Below are 15,909 nucleotides of genomic sequence, written 5' to 3'. Positions count from 1 at the left end.
CTTCAGTGCGCTGCCACGTACAGCGCATGCGGCGAGGGATCGGGCCGCGCGAAGGCCTCGCGCATGCGCGCGGCCTCTTCGGCCGGGCCGCGGCCGAACATGCGCTTGAACTCGCGGCTGAACTGCGAGGGGCTTTCGTAGCCCACCTGCGCGCTGGCATGCGCGGCCGTGACCTGGTGGCGCGCCATGATCAAACGGGCCTGGTGCAGGCGCGTGGTCTTCAGGTACTGGATCGGCGAGGTCGAGGTGACGGCCTTGAAGTGCGCATGGAACGAGGTGGGGCTCATGCCCGCTTCGTCGGCGAGGCCGTCGATGTCGAGCTTCCGGTCGAAGCGCGCATGGATGGTGCGTATGGCCTTCGCGATCTTGCCGAAGTGGCCCTGGCGCGTGAGCGAGGCCCGGATGGCGCCGCCCTGCTCGCCGGTGAGAACGCGGAAGTAGATCTCGCGCACCAGGTCGGGCCCGAGGATCGGCGCCTCGAGCGGCGAGTTCATCGCCTCGAGGAAGCGCAGCACGGCGCGGGCCAGGCGCTCGTCCATCGGGGTCGACATCAGGCCCCTGGGCGTCGCGCCTTCGGCCAATCCGTGCTCTTCGAGCTTCATCATCAGCTCGGCCGCGACCTGGAAGTCGAGGCGGAAGTAGATCGCCAGCAGCGGCTCCTGCGCCGATGCGTCGGTGTCCATCGAGAAGGGAACGGGGACCGACACGGCCAGGTAGTGCTGCGCGTCGTAGAGATAGACCTCGTCGCCGAGGAAACCGCGCTTGCGGCCCTGCAGCACGATGACGATGCCGGGTTCGTAGAGCACCGGCGCGCGTGCCAGCGGCCGGTCGGAGCGCAGGATCCGGACATCGGGCAGCACGGTCAGGTTGTAGCCCTCGATCGGTGCCAGGGGCTGCACCAGGTCGACCATCTGCCGCTGCACAGGGGAGACCTTGGGCGGTGCATTGCGTGGACGAGCGTCGTTCATGGGAGCCGCGAATCTGCCACAGCCGGGCCGCCGGGTCCACGGCTTTGCAGTTTTAGGCAAGCCATGTGTGCGACTCGGCATATCGCGACCGTGCTGCGATTTCTACGATCGGTGCCTGATCTTCAAGGAGCCGACCATGACACAGACCACAGTAAAAACCTTCCTCATCACGGGCGTCAATTCGGGATTCGGAAAAGCCTTCGCGGCAGCCGCCCTCGCGCAGGGGCACACGGTGCTCGGTACCGTCAGGAGCGAAAGCCACAAGGAAGCCTTCGAGCGCGGCGCGCCCGGCCGATCGCATGCCGTGGTGCTCGACGTCACCGATTTCGACGCGATCGAGCGATCCGTTCCCCGGTTGATCGCCGAGCACGGGCCCATCGACGTGCTGATCAACAACGCGGGCTACGGGCACGAGGGCACGCTCGAGGAGTCCAGTCTGGCCGAGATGCAACGCCAGTTCGACGTGAACGTCTTCGGCGCGGTCGCGATGATCAAGGCCGCGCTGCCCTCGATGCGCACTCGCCGCCGCGGCCACATCGTCAACATCACCTCGATGGGCGGCTTCATCACCATGCCCGGCATCGCCTACTACTGCGGCAGCAAGTTCGCGCTCGAGGGCATCTCCGAGGTGCTCGGCAAGGAGGTCGCGGGCTTCGGCATCCATGTCACCGCCGTCGCGCCGGGCTCGTTCCGCACCGACTGGGCGGGGCGCTCGATGGTGCGATCGGAGCGCAGCATCGCGGACTACGACGCGCTCTTCGATCCCATCCGCGAGGCCAGGCAGGCCAAGAGCGGGGCGCAGACCGGCAATCCCGCGAAGGCGGCGCAGGCACTGCTCGCGCTGGTCGATGCGCCGAATCCGCCGGCGCACCTGCTGCTGGGCACCGACGCGCTCGCGCTCGTGCGCGCCAAGCTCGCGGCGATGTCAGAAGAGATCGATGCCTGGGAAGCGGTGACGCGCTCGACCGATCACGCCTGAGGTTCGCGCAGCAGCGCATGCAGCGCCGCGGCCATGTGGGCCTGCATGGAAGCCGCGGCACCGGCCACGTCGCCCTCGCAGATGCGCGCCACGAGTTCGGCATGGCCGTCCTGCACCTGCTGCAGGCTCTTGCGAGTCTTGCGCCGCTCCATGCCCTGGCGCGACTGCGATTCCAGCGACGCGCGGATAGATCCGATCATCTGCCACAGCAAGGGGTTGCCGCTGGCGCGCGCGATCTCGACGTGCAGCTCGGTGTCGAGCGCCGCATAGGTGGCCGGGTCGTGCAGGCAGCCCTGCATGCGGGTCACCAGCGCCGTCATGCGCTCGATCTGGGCCGGCTGCCGGCGCGCGGCCGCGAGCGCCGCGGATTGGCCTTCGAGTGCCGCGCGCACGGCCATCAGGTCCTCGGTGGAGTTGTCGAGCACCTGCAGCGCGCGTGCGAAGTAGATCGACATCGCGGTGGCGTCGAGGTCGCGCCGGATGATCGGGCTCTTGCCGTTGGCGATGTCGACCACCCCCATGCCCTTGAGCGTGCGCAGCGCCTCGCGTACTACGGGCCGGCTCACGCCGAGGATCTCGGCCAGCCGGCCTTCGCCGGGCAGCGCGGCGCCGGGCGCCAGCCGCGAGCGCTCGATGTAGCCCAGCAGGCTCTGCACGGCCTGCTCCGAGAGCGGCACGCGCTCGAGCTTGTCCAGGACGAAGGGGTGGGCGGTCATCGTCTACCTATCATATAGGGTGAGAGCTTGCGACCCACGCGGGCGCCCCGTTCAATCGGGCCATTGATTACCGGCCGACCGAACGAACGAGACAAGCATGTGGAAAGACGATGACGAGCTGTTCCAGCTCATGAAGACCAAGCTGTTCCCCGCCGTCGTGGGCGACATCCTCGACACCATGGGGCTCTTGCGGCAGTTCCTGCCGCCCGCCATCAGGCCGGTGGAGCGCTCGATGGTGATCGCGGGCCGCGCGATGCCGGTGCTCGAGACCAACTGCTTCGCGCGCACCGAGCCCGAGGGCAAGACGCCGCTGAGCCGGCAACCCTTCGGACTGCTGTTCCAGGCGCTCGACGATTTGAAGCCCCACGAGGTCTATGTCGCGACCGGCTGCGCGCCGCAGTTCGCACTCTGGGGCGGGCTCATGACGACACGCGCCCAGCACCTGAAGGCGGCGGGCGCGGTGCTCGACGGCTATTCGCGCGACACCAACGAGGTGCTCGAGTTGGGCCTGCCGGTCTTCTCGCTCGGCGGCTATTCGCAGGACCAGGGCCCGCGCGGCAAGGTCGTCGACTACCGCGTGCCGGTGGAGATCCAGGGCGTGCGCGTGCGTCCGGGCGACATCGTCTTCGGCGATCAGGACGGCGTGCTGATCGTGCCGAAGGAGGCCGAGGTCGAGGCCTTGCGCCGCGCGCTCGAGAAGGCCAGTACCGAGAACGCGGTGCGCACCGCCATCCGCAACGGGATGAGCACGGTCGAGGCCTTCGAAACCTTCGGCGTGATGTGACGGGACCGCCTCGCCTCTCTCTCGTACCCCGCCGCCCATTCACAAGGAGACTCAGATGTTCGATTCGATGTCGCGCCGGCAACTGCTGGCGGTCGCGGCCGGTGCCGCCATGGCCGGCCTGTCCGGTGCCGCCGTGGCGCAAAGCGCCGCGGAAATCCAGAAGAAGGGCCAGCTCACGGTCGGGCTGCTCGTGGACTTTCCGCCCTACGGCACCACCAATGCGCAGAATCAGCCCGACGGCTACGACGCCGACGTCGCGCGGCTGCTGGCCAAGGACCTCGGCGTCAAGCTCAACCTCGTGCCCGTCACCGGCCCCAACCGCATCCCGTTCCTGCTGACCAACAAGGTCGACCTGCTCGTGGCCTCGCTCGCGATCACGCCCGAGCGCGCCAAGCAGGTCGACTTCTCGGCGCCCTATGCGACCGCCACCGTGATCCTGTACGGCGCGAAGAAGGTCGACATCAAGAGCGCGGCCGACCTCAAGGGGCGGCGCATCGGCGTGGCGCGCGCGAGCGTCCAGGACGTGGCGCTGACCGCCATGGCACCCGAAGGTACCGAGATCCGCCGCTTCGACGACGATGCCTCGGGCATGCAGGCGCTGATCTCGGGCCAGGTCGATGCGATCGGCTGCTCCACCACCGTGGCCGCGCAGATCGCCAAGCGCGTGCCGCCCGATACCTACGAGAAGAAGTTCACCGTGCGCGAGCAGGTCATGGCCATCGCGATGCGGCCCGGCCAGGCCGAGCTGAAGAAGACGCTCGACGAGTTCGTCGCGCGCAACCGCGCGAATGGCGAGCTCAACAAGCTGTATCAGAAGTGGCTGGGGACGGACTTTCCGGTGATTGCGGCGTCCTGAGATCGTCGACCCGACGGGCGCGGCGCGCGCCGGTTTTGCGTTAGGGTCGAGGCATGAACCCAGCGCCTGTCTCGCCCCTTCTCGTCGTCAGGAACCTGGGCTTCGCCTACCCCGGCCGGCCCGCGCTCCTGTCCGCCTGGAGCGCCAGCATCGGCGCCGGGCTGACCCAGATCCACGGCGACGACGGGAGCGGAAAGTCGACGCTCCTGCGGCTGCTGGCAGGGCGCGTTCGCGGCGAAGGCCAACTGAACCTTGCTGGAGCGCGCCTGGACGAAGACCGGGACGCCTATGCCGGGAACGTGTTCTTCGTCGACCCGGAGACCGATGCATTCAACGAGGTCCTGGCGAAGCAGTGCACCGCGTCGTTGAGTGCCGGCGATCCAGGCTTCGATGCATCGAAGTGGCAGGCGCTCGTGGAGGGCTTCTCCCTGACGCCGCATCTCGAGAAGCCGATGTACATGCTCTCCACCGGGTCGAAGCGAAAGGTCTGGCTGGCGGCGGCGCTCGCATCGGGACGCGCGCTCACCTTGCTCGACGAACCGACCGCGGCGCTCGATGCCAACTCGATCCGCTGCCTGTGGCGCGCCCTCTCCGAGAGCGCCGGCCGATCCGACCGCGCGATCGTGATCGCCAGCGCCGAGCGAATCGAGTCCGTACCGCTTTCGGGTCGGATCGAGCTGCCGTCACCATGAGCTAGCGCTCGGTGGCCGGCGCGGTCCACAGATCGCGTGCCCGGTCAGAGCTGTGTTTCGATCGCTGCCTTGTCGATCACCGACCACACGTCGCGGATCCGCTGGTCGACGACCTCATAGAAGACGTTCTCCGCGAACGCGATGCGCCGTCCATTCACCGCCAGTCCCATGAACGTGCCTTCGGGCGTGCACTCGAACACGAGCCGGCTCGCGACGCGCGGCGGCTCGCTCACGAGAAAGTCGATGACGAAGCGCAGATCGGGAATCTGCGCGAAGTCGTTCTCGAGCATGTCCCTGTAGCCGGCGAGGCCGAGCCGGACGCCGTTGCGCCGGACGTCCCGGTGCACGAAGTCGCCCAGGCGCGCCCAGTCCTGGGCGTTGAGGCAGTCGATGTAGCGGCGGTAGAAGATGGCGAGGTCGGAGGCGGTCATGCAGCACAGCATAGGAGCCGGCATGCGCCGCGTCGCGTGCCTGGCGGCGAGAAGGCGCATTTGCCGGCAGTGCGCCGACAGGGTTCCCCGAGTCTTCAAGGTGTGACGCAGTTCTCATTCCGTGCCTGCCAGCCCGCGATGGTCTGGTTTTCCCTAGGAATTTGGCAATGTTAAGCGCTTGCGCAAGCGCTTACGTCGTTGAAAAATGCCTCCAACGGCGGTGAATGCCGTTTTCAAGGAGGCACGAGTGCTAATAAAGATTCGCCACGCCGCGGCGTGCATCGCCGTCGTGTTCGCCCACGCGGCGGCGCCCGGCGCCTTCGCTGCCCAGCCCGTCATCGGCCTGGTCACGAAAGCCGACACCAACCCCTACTTCGTGAAGATGAAGGAAGGCGCCAAACAGGCCGCGGACGCCGGTGGCGCGAAGCTGCTCACGGGCGCCGGCAAGTTCGACAACGACAACGCCGGGCAGGTCACGGCCATCGAGAACATGCTCGCGGCGGGTGCCACGACGCTGCTCATCACCCCGAGCGACTCGAAGGCGATCGTGCCGACGATCAAGCGGGCGCAGGCCAAGGGCGTGATGGTGATCGCGCTCGACAGCCCGACCGATCCCATCGAGGCCAGCGACGCGCTCTTCGCGACCAACAACTACACGGCCGGCGAGTTGATCGGCCGGTATGCGAAGGCGGCACTCGGCGGGAAGCCCGCGAAGATCGCGACCATCGACCTGTTCCCCGGGCACCCGGTGGGCGCGCAGCGGCACAACGGCTTCCTCGCGGGCTTCGGCCTGCCCGGCGTGGCCGATGCCAGGAGCAACCAGCTGTCGACCGCGCCCGAGGTGGTCTGCATGGCCGACAGCTACGGCGACCAGCCGCGCGGGCAGACCGCGATGGAGAACTGCCTGCAGAAGTCTCCCGACATCAACCTCGTCTACGCGATCAACGAACCCGCCGCCGCCGGCGCGTACCAGGCGCTGAAGAAGGCGGGCAAGGAGAAGGGCGTCGTCATCGTCGCGGTCGACGGCGGATGTACCGGCGTGAAGAACCTCAAGGCCGGCATGATCGACGCGACCTCGCAGCAGTACCCGCTGCGCATGGCAAGCCTCGGCGTCGAGGCCGGCATCGCCTTCGCCAAGACCGGCAAGAAGGCCAGCGGCTACACCGACACGGGCGTCACGCTGATCACCGACAAGCCGATGCCCGGCATCGACAGCAAGGACAGCGCCGTCGGCCTGGAGCTGTGCTGGGGCGCCAAGTAGGCGCACGCGCGAGCACCCGGCCACCGTTCACCCGTTTCTTCCTCCAGCCGCCATGGCTCGCATGGCGGCCGGGCGCAGCCATGCCGCACGCAGGGCACCACCGCCAACCACGAGGCCGCCATGAGCCATGCATCCCCCACTTCATCGTCGCTCGGCCGAACGGCCGGCCCGTCGCCGGGCCCGAGCCTGCGGCATCGCCTGCCCAGGCTGTCCTCCCTCGGCCCGGTCATCGCGCTGCTGCTGGCCTGCACCTTCTTCTCGTTCCAGAGCGATCGCTTCCTGAGCGTCGAGAACTTCTCGCTGGTGCTGCAGCAGGTGATGGTGGTCGGCACCATCGCCATCGGCCAGACCCTGGTGATCCTCACGGCCGGCATCGATCTCTCGTGCGGCATGGTGATGGCGCTCGGCGGCATCGTCATGACGAAGCTCGCGACGGCCGCCGGCCTCGATCCCTACCTCGCGATCGCCTGCGGCATGCTGGTGTGCGTGGCCTTCGGCCTGCTCAACGGCCTGCTCGTGACACGGGTGCGGCTGCCGGCCTTCATCGTCACGCTCGGCACGATGAACATCGCGTTCGCGATCACGCAGCTCTACTCCAACGCGCAGACCGTGACCGACCTTCCGTCGCCGCTGACCTGGTTCGGCGGCACGGTGTCGGTGGGCGGCGTGGAGATCAACTACGGCACCGTGCTCATGCTCGGCCTCTATGCGCTGATGGGGTGGGTGCTGCGCGACACGCGGCCCGGCCGCCATGTCTATGCGGTGGGCAACAACCCCGAGGCCACGCGCCTGACCGGCATCTCCACCGATCGCGTGCTGCTCGGCGTCTACATGGTCGCCGGCCTGTTCTACGGCATCGCGGCCCTGCTGTCCGTCGCGCGCACCAGCGTGGGCGACCCCAACGCGGGGCAGACGGAGAACCTCGACGCCATCACGGCCGTGGTGCTCGGCGGCACCAGCCTGTTCGGCGGGCGCGGCCTCCTCCTGGGCACGCTGCTCGGCGCGCTGATCGTGGGCGTGTTCCGCAACGGGCTCACGCTGATGGGCGTGTCCTCGGTCTACCAGGTGCTGATCACCGGCGTGCTGGTGATCCTCGCGGTGGCCACCGACGAACTCTCGCGCAAGAAGGGATGAACATGAACGCCAGAACACCTCCCCCGCTCGTGATGCAGGCGCGCGGCCTGGTCAAGCGCTACGGCCAGGTCACCGCGCTGGACGGCGCCGACTTCGACCTGCGCGCCGGCGAGATCCTCGCGGTGATCGGCGACAACGGCGCGGGCAAGTCCTCGCTGATCAAGGCGCTGTCGGGCGCGACCATCCCGGACGAGGGCGAGATCCTGCTCGACGGCCGGCCCGTGCAGTTCAAGTCGCCGATGGATGCGCGCCGCAAGGGCATCGAGACGGTGTACCAGGACCTCGCCGTGGCGCCCGCGATGACGATCGCCGAGAACCTGTTCCTCGGTCGCGAGCTGCTGCGCGACAGCCTGCTGGGCCGGCTGTTCCGCATCATCGACAAGAAGCGCATGCTGGCCGAAGCCGAGGCGCACATGAAGCTGCTGCAGATCGGCATCCGCTCGATGGTGCAGGCGGTGGAGACGCTCTCGGGCGGCCAGCGCCAGGGCGTGGCGGTCGCGCGCAGCGCCGCCTTCGCGCGGCACGTGGTGATCCTCGACGAGCCCACGGCCGCGCTCGGCGTGAAGGAGGGCAACATGGTGCTCGAGCTGATCCGGCGCGTGCGCGACAAGGGGCTGCCGGTCATCCTGATCAGCCACAACATGCCCCACGTGTTCGAGATCGCCGACCGCATCCACATCGCGCGGCTCGGCCGCCGCGCCGCGGTGGTCAACCCCAACGCGATCGGCATGAGCGACGTGGTCGCGGTCATGACCGGTGCGAAGCGGCCCGAGGACCTCCCCGCGGAGGCACTGGCTTGAGCACGATGCATCCAGGGAGCTCCCCGTTCGAGGGAATAATCGTGTCCGCCCGGCTTTTGGCGCCGGGCGATCAACAGGAGCAGCTTCCCCTTGCCAACCATGAACGACGTCGCGCTCGCGGCGAAGGTCTCCACAGCCACCGTGTCGCATGTGCTGAACGGCACCCGCGTGGTCCATCCCGACACGGTGCGCGCCGTCGAGGCGGCGATCGCCAAGGTCGGCTACACGCCGAACATCCTCGCGCGCTCGCTGGCGCGCTCGGCCTCGAGCACGATCGGCGTCGCGATCGCGGCGGTGTCGAACCATTACTTCTCGGGCACGGTGCATGCGATCGAAGCCGAGTGCAGCCGACTCGGGCTGGCGATGCTGTTCGTCGACACGCACGACGATCCGGCCCAGGAGCTGCGGGCCATCAAGACGCTGCACCAGCGCCGCGTGGACGGCATCCTGTTCGCCCCGGCCGCCGATCCCGAGCGGCGGGCACTGAAATACCTGCAGGAAGCCAACGTGCCCACGGTGCTGGTCGACCGGCTCATGTCGACGGACTTCGACCAGGTCGGCGTGGAGAACGTGGCATCGACCGCGCAGATGGTCGCGCACCTGGTCGGGCATGGCCACCGACGCATCGGGTTCGTCTCGGGGGCGCCGGAGCTCTCGACCTCCATGGAACGCCTGCAGGGCTACCGCGACGCGCTGGCGCAGGCCGGGCTGCCATGGGATGCATCGCTGGTGCGCGAGGGCCAGTCGACGATCGGGCCGGCGCGCGAAGCGGTGAAGGCGCTGCTGGCGCTGCCCGAGCCGCCGACGGCCATCGTCTCGGCCAACAACCTGATGACCATCGGCGTGGTCAGCGCGATCCGCGAGGCGGGCCTGGACATCCCCGATGCCGTGGCCGTGGTGGGCTTCGACGATTTCGACTGGGCCGAGTACTTCGAGCCGCGCCTCACGGTCATGGCGCAGCCGGTGCAGGACATCGGCCTGCGCGCGATGAAGCTGCTCAACAAGCGCATCAAGACGCCCGACGGTCCACGGCAGACCGTTCGCCTGGCGCCGACCTTCATGGTGCGCCGTTCCTGTGGCTGTGCCTAGCCGACGCTGACCGGCGCGCCATGCGGGGAGTGATCCCCGCATGAGCACGAACGTTTCGCTGGGGATCGATCTCGGCACCTCCGCGGTGAAGGTGCTGCTGCTGGACGAGGACGGCACGGTGCTCGGCCATGTCGACAAGCGCCTGCCGATCTCCCGTCCGCAGCCCGACTGGTCGGAGCAGCATCCCCGCCAGTGGTGGGCCGCCGTGCGCGAGGCGCTGGCCGACCTGCGCAACGCCTGTCCGCGGGCGTGGCCGTGCATCGCCTGCATCGGCCTCACGGGCCAGATGCACGGCGCGGTCGTGCTGGACCGCGACGACCAGCCGATCCGCCCGGCGATGCTGCACAACGACGGGCGCGCGGTGAAGGAAAGCCGGGAGATCGAAGCCGCGGTGCCGCAGGTGGCGGCGATCGCCGGCAGCCGGCCGATGGCCGGCCTCACCGCGCCCAAGCTGCGCTGGATGGCGCGGCACGAGCCCGAGCGCTTCGCCGCCATCGACTGCGTGCTGTCGCCCAAGGACTACCTGCGGCTGCGCCTGACCGGCGAACGCGCCACCGACGTCTCGGATGCGGCGGGCGCGCTGTGGTTCGACGTGAAGCGGCGCTGCTGGAGCGAACCGCTGGTCGCGGCCAGCGGCCTCGCGCTCTCGCAACTGCCGCGCGTGCGCGAGTCCATCGAGCCGGGCGCGACGCTGCTGCCGCAGGTCGCGGCCGAGCTCGGCCTGGCGGCCGGCGTCGTGGTGGCTGCCGGCGGCGGCGACACGCCGGTGTCGGGCCTGGGCATCGGCTCGATCGAACTGGGCGACGCCTTCGTCAACCTGAGCACCAGCGCATCGATCGTGGCCGTGACGGGCCACGCCGCCATCGACGAGGCGGCATCGATCCACGCCTGGTGCCATGCGCTGCCCGGGCGCTGGTACCAGATGGGCGCGATGCTCTCGGGCGCGAGCTGCCTGCGCTGGATCAGCCGCGTCGTCGGCGAGCCCGACGAAGACGCGTTGCTGCGCGTGATCGAAGGCAACATGGCACGAGGGGGCCATCCCGCGCAGGCCTTGCATCCGGCACAGGCGCCCCTTTTCCTGCCCTATCTGTCGGGCGAGCGCACGCCGCACAACGACGTGGACGCGCGCGGCGTCTTCTTCGGCCTGTCGCACGACACGAACGCCGCGCTGCTCGGGCACTCGGTGCTCGAAGGCGTGTGCTTCGGGCTGCGCGATGCCATGGCCGCGATCGAGTCGACCGGCACGCGCATCGCCTCCCTGGCCGTCGTCGGCGGGGGCGCCCGCAGCATCTACTGGACCGAGATGCTCGCCAGCGTGCTGGGCAAGCCGGTGCACCGGCTCGCGGGCGGCGAACTCGGCGCCGCGCTGGGCGCCGCGCGGCTGGGCTGGCTCGCGCTCGGCCACGACCCACGGGCCGTGTGCAGGCCCGCGCGCGTGGTGTCGCGCCACCAGCCCGACGAAGCGCTGGCTTCGATGTTCGACACCCGCTACCGGAGTTTCCGCGACATGTACCGCGCCCTGGCCCCCCTGTTCGGCGCGCGTGCGCAGGCGCTTTCTCCCCGCTTCATGGAGTCCGTGCAATGAGCATCGCCACCGCCTTCGCCCCCGTCGCCCGCGCCACGTACGCGCCGGCAGGCGCACCGCATCCGCGCGAGCTGCACGAGGCCACCTTCGAACACGCACTGCTGCGCGACCCGGCGCTGGGCTTCGAGACCGCGCCATCCAGCGGCATCGGCTGCCTCGTGCACGGCGCGCCGTCGCGGCTGGACCGTTGGCACTACCACGACGAATACGAGCTGCACCTGGTCGTCAAGACCCGGGGCAAGGCCTACATCGGCGACGAGATCGTCGATTTCGCGCCGGGCTTCCTCGCGCTGATCGGTCCCTCGGTGCCGCACCATTTCGTCTCCCACGACATACCGGCGGGCGGCGTGGCCGTGCGAAGCCTGGCGATCCAGTTCGGCGACGATGCCTTGCGGCAGGCGGCGGGCCTGTTCCCCGATCTGGGCGAGGCCTTGCGCCTGCTGGAGCAGGCACGCCACGGGATCGAGTTCGCGGGCATGGGGGAAGAGATCCGCGAACACTTCCACCGCATCCGGGCCTACCGCGGCCTGGCGCGCTTCGCGGAGCTGGTGGCACTGCTGAGCTACCTCGCGACCTGGCCCGAGAGCCATCCGCTGTCGATGGACCGCGCGCTCCCGCGGCCATCGCAGGAAGTCACCGAACGGCTGTCGAGCCGGATCGACAAGGTGGTCGGCCACATCTGCGAGCACTACATGGAAGACCTCACGCTGGGCGGGATGGGCGAGCTCGCGGGCATGGGCGCGCAGACTTTCTCGCGCTCCTTTCACCGGGTGATGGGCTGCACCTTCGTCGAGTTCGTGACGCGCACGCGCATCACCAAGGCATGCCACCTGCTTCGTCACACCGACCAGCAGATATCGAGCATCTGCTACCAGGTCGGGTTCAACAACATCTCGAACTTCAACCGCCACTTTCGCCGGCTTCGCGGGATGACCCCGGCGGCGTACCGCAGCGACAAGGCATTCCTCCAATCGGCCGGCGCATAGCCGCAACCAGCGAGCACTCCATGCAAGATCTTTCGTCTCCCTTCACGGGGAGTCCCCGCGGCGTGGCCGGACTGCGCGGCGTCACCAAGCAGTTCGGCGGCACGGTCGCGCTGAGCGATGCATCCTTCGACCTGATGCCCGGCGAGGTGCTGGCCCTGCTGGGCGAGAACGGCGCGGGCAAGAGCACCTGCGTGAAGCTGCTCGCCGGTGTGCACCAGCCCACGCGCGGCGAGGTGCACGTCGGCGGCGAGCCGGTCACGCTGCGCTCGCCGCTCGATGCCCAGCGCATGGGCATCGCGGTGATGCACCAGCACCCGGGACTGTTCGCCGATCTCTCGGTGGCCGAGAACCTGTTCATGGGGCGGCAGCTCAAGAGCCCGCTCGGCGCGCTCGACCATCGCCGCATGCATGCCGAGGCCGAGCGCCTGCTCGAGACCGTGGGCCTGTCGTGCGCGCCGCGCACGCCGCTCGGCCGGTTGCGCAGCTCCGAGCAGCAACTGGTGGAAGTGGCGCGCGCGCTGTCGGTGCAGGCTCGCGTCCTGATCATGGACGAGCCCACCGCCGCGCTGACCACGCGCGAGGTCGACCGGCTGTTCGAGGTCGTGGCCCAACTGCGCACCCGCGGCGTGGCGATGATGTTCGTGGGCCACCGCATGGAGGAGATCTACCGCGTGTCGGACCGCGTGGCGGTGCTGCGCGACGGCCGCATCGTCGAGGTCGCGCCGGTGGCCGACATGCCGCACGACCGCGCGGTGCGGCTGATGATCGGGCGTCCGCTGGCGGACCTGTATCCGGCGCTCGCGCCGCCGGCCGGTCCGGTCGTGCTCGAGGTGGAGCAACTCGGGCGCGACGGTGCGTTCGAGGACGTGTCGTTCGACCTCCAGGCCGGCGAGATCCTCGGCATCGGCGGGCTGGTCGGCAGCGGTCGCACCGAGATCGCCCGCGTGCTCTTCGGCATCGACCGGCCCACCAGCGGGCACATCGTGCTGGCCGGCGAGCGCCGCGTCTTCGCCTCGGCCGCCGAGGCGATGGAGGCGGGCATCGCCTACGTGTCGGAGGACCGCCTGGGCCAGAGCCTGGTCATGGACTTCGGCATCCTCACCAACGCCACCCTGGCGGTGCTCGACCAGGTCAAGCGCGCGGGCCTGGTGAACCGCGAGGCCGAGCTGCGCGCGGTCACGCCGCACCTGGACCGCCTGCGGCTTCGCTACCGCAGCTACGACCAGCCCATCGGCGACCTCTCGGGCGGCAACCAGCAGAAGGTGGTGCTGAGCAAGTGGCTGGCGACCGGCCCGAAGGTGCTGATCCTCGACGAGCCCACGCAAGGCGTCGACGTGCAGACCAAAGCCGAGGTGCACGCCATGATGGCGGACCTGGCGCGCGGCGGCATGGCGATCGTGATGATCTCGTCGGAGCTGCCCGAGTTGCTGGGCATGAGCCATCGCGTGCTGGTGATGCGCGAGGGGCGCATGTCGGGCAGCTTCGACCGTTCCAAGGTCACGCAGGAGTCGGTGATCTATGCGGCCACCGATGCGGGGCGGGCGAGCGCGGCCGCATCGGCGGCGCCGCGCGTCGACGTGGCGATGCCGACCCCCGTGGCCACCGCCGGACGAAACACCGCCGCGCGGCGGCTGTCCGCCGCACTCCCGCGGCGCGAACTGGGCCTGCTCGTGGTCATCGCGGCCGTGGTGCTGGGCGTCTCGCTGCTGAACCCGCGCATGCTGAGCGCCAGCAACCTGAGCGCGCTGGCGATGGATGCGGGGCTGCTGCTGATCGTCGCGCTGGCGCAGATGCTGGTGCTGCTGACCCGCAACATCGACCTGTCCGTCGCCTCGGTGATCGGGTTGTCGGCCTATGTGGCGGCGGCATTGATGCGGGCGCATCCCGAGCTCGGCACGGCCGCTGCTATCGGCGCGGCCGTGGGCGTGGGCCTGGCCTGCGGGCTGGTCAACGGCGCCATCGTCACCTATGGCGGCGTGCCGGCCATCGTCGTGACCCTGGGCACGCTCGCGATGTACCGCGGGCTCGACAGCATGCTCGCGAGCGGCAGCCAGGTCAGCGCCGACCAGGTGCCGGCGTCGTGGCTCGAGGTGTCGAGCCGCGCGGTGATGGGCCTGCCGGCCACGGCCTGGTTCGCGCTTGCCGCGGCGCTGGCCGTGGCGCTCGGCCTGCGCTATGCGACCGTGGGCCGCGACGTCTATGCGATCGGCTCCAACCCCGATGGCGCGCGGCTGATCGGCATCCCGATCGGGCGCCGCGTGCTCGCCGTGTTCTGCATCGCCGGCATGCTGGCCGGCTTCACCGGCGCGATGTGGGCGTCGCGCTACGCGACTATCGATTCGCGCACCGCCTTCGGCTTCGAGCTCACCGTGATCGCCGCCGTGGTGGTCGGTGGCGTCGCCATCCGCGGCGGCTCGGGCTCCGTGCTCGGCGTGGTGCTGGGGGTGGTGGCGCTGCTGCTGATCCGCAACGGGCTGGTGCTGCTGCGCATCGATCCCTTGTGGCTGCAGGCCGTCTACGGCCTCGCGATCCTCGCCGCCATCACGATCGACGCGGTCGTGACGCGGCGCGCCAACCAACCCCGGCGCGTGACCAGGAGCCTCGCATGAACCGCTTCGTTCGATGGCTGGGCCGCGCGGCCGGCTGGGAAGGTTTTCTCGCGCTGCTGGTGCTGTTGGTGGCGGCCTACGGGTGGGCCCGCGTGCCGGGCTTCGCCACCTCGTTCAACCTGTCGCAGATCGCGGCGGGCGTCTCCGAGAAGGCGCTGCTGGTGCTGCCGATGGTGCTGCTGATCATCGCGCGCGAGATCGACCTTTCGGTCGCCAGCATCCTCGGCCTGTGCAGCGTGGTGCTGGGGCTGCTGCTGCGCGCCGAGGTGCCGCTGGCCGCCGCCGTGGCCGCCACCTTCGCGGTGGGCGCGGCCGCCGGCGCGATGAACGGACTGCTCGTCACGCGGCTGCTGCTGCCTTCGCTGGTGGTCACGCTGGGCACGATGGCGCTGTTCCGCGGGCTGAGCTACATCCTGCTGGGCACCGACTCGGTCAGTGAATTGCCAGCCCTGCTGACCGATTTCGGGGTCGACAACGTGCCCGGAACGGCCGTGCCCTGGATCTTCGTTCCCTTCCTGCTGCTGGCTCCCGTCTTCGCCGTGTTCCTGCACCGTACCGCGACCGGCCGGCGCATCTATGCCATCGGCGGCAATCCCGACGTGGCGCTCTACACGGGCATTCGCGTGGCGCGGCTGCGCATGGGCATGTTCGTGGCGAGCGGGCTGGTCTGCGCGCTGGCCAGCGTGGTGCTCACCGCGCGGCTGTCGAGCGCGCGCGCCAGCAACGGGCTGGGCTTCGAGCTCGATGTCATCACCATCGCGCTGCTCGGCGGCATCAGCGTCTTCGGCGGGAGGGGGCGCATGGGCGGCGTCTTCTGGGCCCTGGCGCTGGTGGCGTTGATCCGCAACCTGCTCGCGCTGAACCAGACCGGCGGCGACGCGCAGGGCCTGGCCATCGGCTTCCTGCTGATCTTTTCGCTGTTGCTGAGCAACGGCATTCGCAGGCTGGCGAACACCGCGTTCGCGCGACGGCTCGTCCAGCGCTTTTCCAACCGCCGGATCGAAGGACCGGTTCCCTGA

At 69.5% G+C, this 15,909-nt stretch carries 15 protein-coding genes; 12 read left to right on the top strand and 3 right to left on the bottom strand.

The features are described 5' to 3' along the window. Window positions 1-2: 2 nt before the first annotated feature. Complete coding sequence (locus ACODT0_RS36925) at window positions 3-968, bottom strand: AraC family transcriptional regulator (RefSeq protein ID WP_489043585.1); 966 nt, start codon at window positions 966-968, stop codon at window positions 3-5. A 136-nt stretch (window positions 969-1,104) separates the two neighbouring features. Here ACODT0_RS36925 and ACODT0_RS36920 point away from each other — a divergent pair, with 136 nt between their 5' ends. Further along, a complete protein-coding gene (locus ACODT0_RS36920) occupies window positions 1,105-1,947 on the top strand; it encodes an oxidoreductase (protein WP_489043584.1) in 843 nt (280 codons plus the stop codon). Here ACODT0_RS36920 and ACODT0_RS36915 read toward each other — a convergent pair. After that, complete coding sequence (locus ACODT0_RS36915) at window positions 1,938-2,663, bottom strand: FadR/GntR family transcriptional regulator (protein WP_413765107.1); 726 nt, start codon at window positions 2,661-2,663, stop codon at window positions 1,938-1,940. The two genes, ACODT0_RS36920 and ACODT0_RS36915, sit on opposite strands and share 10 nt — an antisense overlap. Before the next feature lie 97 nt (window positions 2,664-2,760). Between ACODT0_RS36915 and ACODT0_RS36910 the strand changes: the two genes are divergently transcribed. The 3 genes from ACODT0_RS36910 to ACODT0_RS36900 are packed head-to-tail and all read left to right on the top strand — an operon-like array spanning window position 2,761 to window position 4,995. Continuing rightward, a complete protein-coding gene (locus tag ACODT0_RS36910) occupies window positions 2,761-3,447 on the top strand; it encodes an RraA family protein (RefSeq protein WP_203207963.1) in 687 nt (228 codons plus the stop codon). Window positions 3,448-3,502: 55 nt separating this feature from the next. Next, window positions 3,503-4,303, top strand: coding sequence for a transporter substrate-binding domain-containing protein (locus tag ACODT0_RS36905; RefSeq protein ID WP_209547073.1), 801 nt, complete (start codon window positions 3,503-3,505; stop codon window positions 4,301-4,303). Between the two features lie 53 nt (window positions 4,304-4,356). Beyond that, window positions 4,357-4,995, top strand: a complete 639-nt coding sequence (locus tag ACODT0_RS36900) for an ABC transporter ATP-binding protein (protein WP_489043583.1) — start codon at window positions 4,357-4,359, stop codon at window positions 4,993-4,995. 44 nt (window positions 4,996-5,039) lie between these two features. Here ACODT0_RS36900 and ACODT0_RS36895 read toward each other — a convergent pair whose 3' ends face one another. After that, window positions 5,040-5,426 (bottom strand): ester cyclase, encoded by a 387-nt coding sequence (locus ACODT0_RS36895; protein ID WP_489043582.1) that lies wholly within the window; start codon window positions 5,424-5,426, stop codon window positions 5,040-5,042. A gap of 205 nt (window positions 5,427-5,631) precedes the next feature. Between ACODT0_RS36895 and ACODT0_RS36890 the strand changes: the two genes are divergently transcribed. The 8 genes from ACODT0_RS36890 to ACODT0_RS36855 all read left to right on the top strand — a co-directional run bounded on the left by ACODT0_RS36890 (window position 5,632) and on the right by ACODT0_RS36855 (window position 15,909). Then, entirely contained in the window at window positions 5,632-6,687 is a 1,056-nt protein-coding gene (locus ACODT0_RS36890; protein WP_489043581.1) for a sugar ABC transporter substrate-binding protein, read from the top strand. A gap of 120 nt (window positions 6,688-6,807) precedes the next feature. Beyond that, window positions 6,808-7,821: an ABC transporter permease gene (locus tag ACODT0_RS36885; RefSeq protein ID WP_489043580.1), complete on the top strand. Its 1,014-nt coding sequence runs from the start codon at window positions 6,808-6,810 to the stop codon at window positions 7,819-7,821. Between the two features lie 2 nt (window positions 7,822-7,823). Beyond that, window positions 7,824-8,621 (top strand): ATP-binding cassette domain-containing protein, encoded by a 798-nt coding sequence (locus ACODT0_RS36880; RefSeq protein ID WP_261216354.1) that lies wholly within the window; start codon window positions 7,824-7,826, stop codon window positions 8,619-8,621. Between the two features lie 99 nt (window positions 8,622-8,720). After that, window positions 8,721-9,710, top strand: coding sequence for a LacI family DNA-binding transcriptional regulator (locus ACODT0_RS36875; RefSeq protein WP_489043595.1), 990 nt, complete (start codon window positions 8,721-8,723; stop codon window positions 9,708-9,710). 40 nt (window positions 9,711-9,750) lie between these two features. Then, complete coding sequence (gene xylB, locus ACODT0_RS36870; protein ID WP_489043579.1) at window positions 9,751-11,295, top strand: xylulokinase; 1,545 nt, start codon at window positions 9,751-9,753, stop codon at window positions 11,293-11,295. Then, window positions 11,292-12,281 (top strand): AraC family transcriptional regulator, encoded by a 990-nt coding sequence (locus tag ACODT0_RS36865; RefSeq protein ID WP_489043578.1) that lies wholly within the window; start codon window positions 11,292-11,294, stop codon window positions 12,279-12,281. Before xylB ends, ACODT0_RS36865 begins: the two co-directional genes overlap by 4 nt. A 20-nt stretch (window positions 12,282-12,301) precedes the next feature. Continuing rightward, window positions 12,302-14,890 (top strand): ATP-binding cassette domain-containing protein, encoded by a 2,589-nt coding sequence (locus tag ACODT0_RS36860; RefSeq protein ID WP_489043577.1) that lies wholly within the window; start codon window positions 12,302-12,304, stop codon window positions 14,888-14,890. Next, window positions 14,887-15,909: an ABC transporter permease gene (locus ACODT0_RS36855; RefSeq protein ID WP_413765114.1), complete on the top strand. Its 1,023-nt coding sequence runs from the start codon at window positions 14,887-14,889 to the stop codon at window positions 15,907-15,909. The genes ACODT0_RS36860 and ACODT0_RS36855 overlap by 4 nt, the downstream gene beginning before the upstream one ends.

The organism is Variovorax sp. FG153 (assembly GCF_057809595.1).
This window is presented reverse-complemented; position numbering and strand designations above follow the sequence as displayed.

Bases quoted from the DNA above. Each gene is read 5' to 3' on its own strand.
- ACODT0_RS36925 (WP_489043585.1), bottom strand. From the start codon at position 968: ATGAACGACGCTCGTCCACGCAATGCACCGCCCAAGGTCTCCCCTGTG.
- ACODT0_RS36920 (WP_489043584.1), top strand. From the start codon at position 1,105: ATGACACAGACCACAGTAAAAACCTTCCTCATCACGGGCGTCAATTCG.
- ACODT0_RS36915 (WP_413765107.1), bottom strand. From the start codon at position 2,663: ATGACCGCCCACCCCTTCGTCCTGGACAAGCTCGAGCGCGTGCCGCTC.
- ACODT0_RS36910 (WP_203207963.1), top strand. From the start codon at position 2,761: ATGTGGAAAGACGATGACGAGCTGTTCCAGCTCATGAAGACCAAGCTG.
- ACODT0_RS36905 (WP_209547073.1), top strand. From the start codon at position 3,503: ATGTTCGATTCGATGTCGCGCCGGCAACTGCTGGCGGTCGCGGCCGGT.
- ACODT0_RS36900 (WP_489043583.1), top strand. From the start codon at position 4,357: ATGAACCCAGCGCCTGTCTCGCCCCTTCTCGTCGTCAGGAACCTGGGC.
- ACODT0_RS36895 (WP_489043582.1), bottom strand. From the start codon at position 5,426: ATGACCGCCTCCGACCTCGCCATCTTCTACCGCCGCTACATCGACTGC.
- ACODT0_RS36890 (WP_489043581.1), top strand. From the start codon at position 5,632: ATGCCTCCAACGGCGGTGAATGCCGTTTTCAAGGAGGCACGAGTGCTA.
- ACODT0_RS36885 (WP_489043580.1), top strand. From the start codon at position 6,808: ATGAGCCATGCATCCCCCACTTCATCGTCGCTCGGCCGAACGGCCGGC.
- ACODT0_RS36880 (WP_261216354.1), top strand. From the start codon at position 7,824: ATGAACGCCAGAACACCTCCCCCGCTCGTGATGCAGGCGCGCGGCCTG.
- ACODT0_RS36875 (WP_489043595.1), top strand. From the start codon at position 8,721: ATGAACGACGTCGCGCTCGCGGCGAAGGTCTCCACAGCCACCGTGTCG.
- xylB (WP_489043579.1), top strand. From the start codon at position 9,751: ATGAGCACGAACGTTTCGCTGGGGATCGATCTCGGCACCTCCGCGGTG.
- ACODT0_RS36865 (WP_489043578.1), top strand. From the start codon at position 11,292: ATGAGCATCGCCACCGCCTTCGCCCCCGTCGCCCGCGCCACGTACGCG.
- ACODT0_RS36860 (WP_489043577.1), top strand. From the start codon at position 12,302: ATGCAAGATCTTTCGTCTCCCTTCACGGGGAGTCCCCGCGGCGTGGCC.
- ACODT0_RS36855 (WP_413765114.1), top strand. From the start codon at position 14,887: ATGAACCGCTTCGTTCGATGGCTGGGCCGCGCGGCCGGCTGGGAAGGT.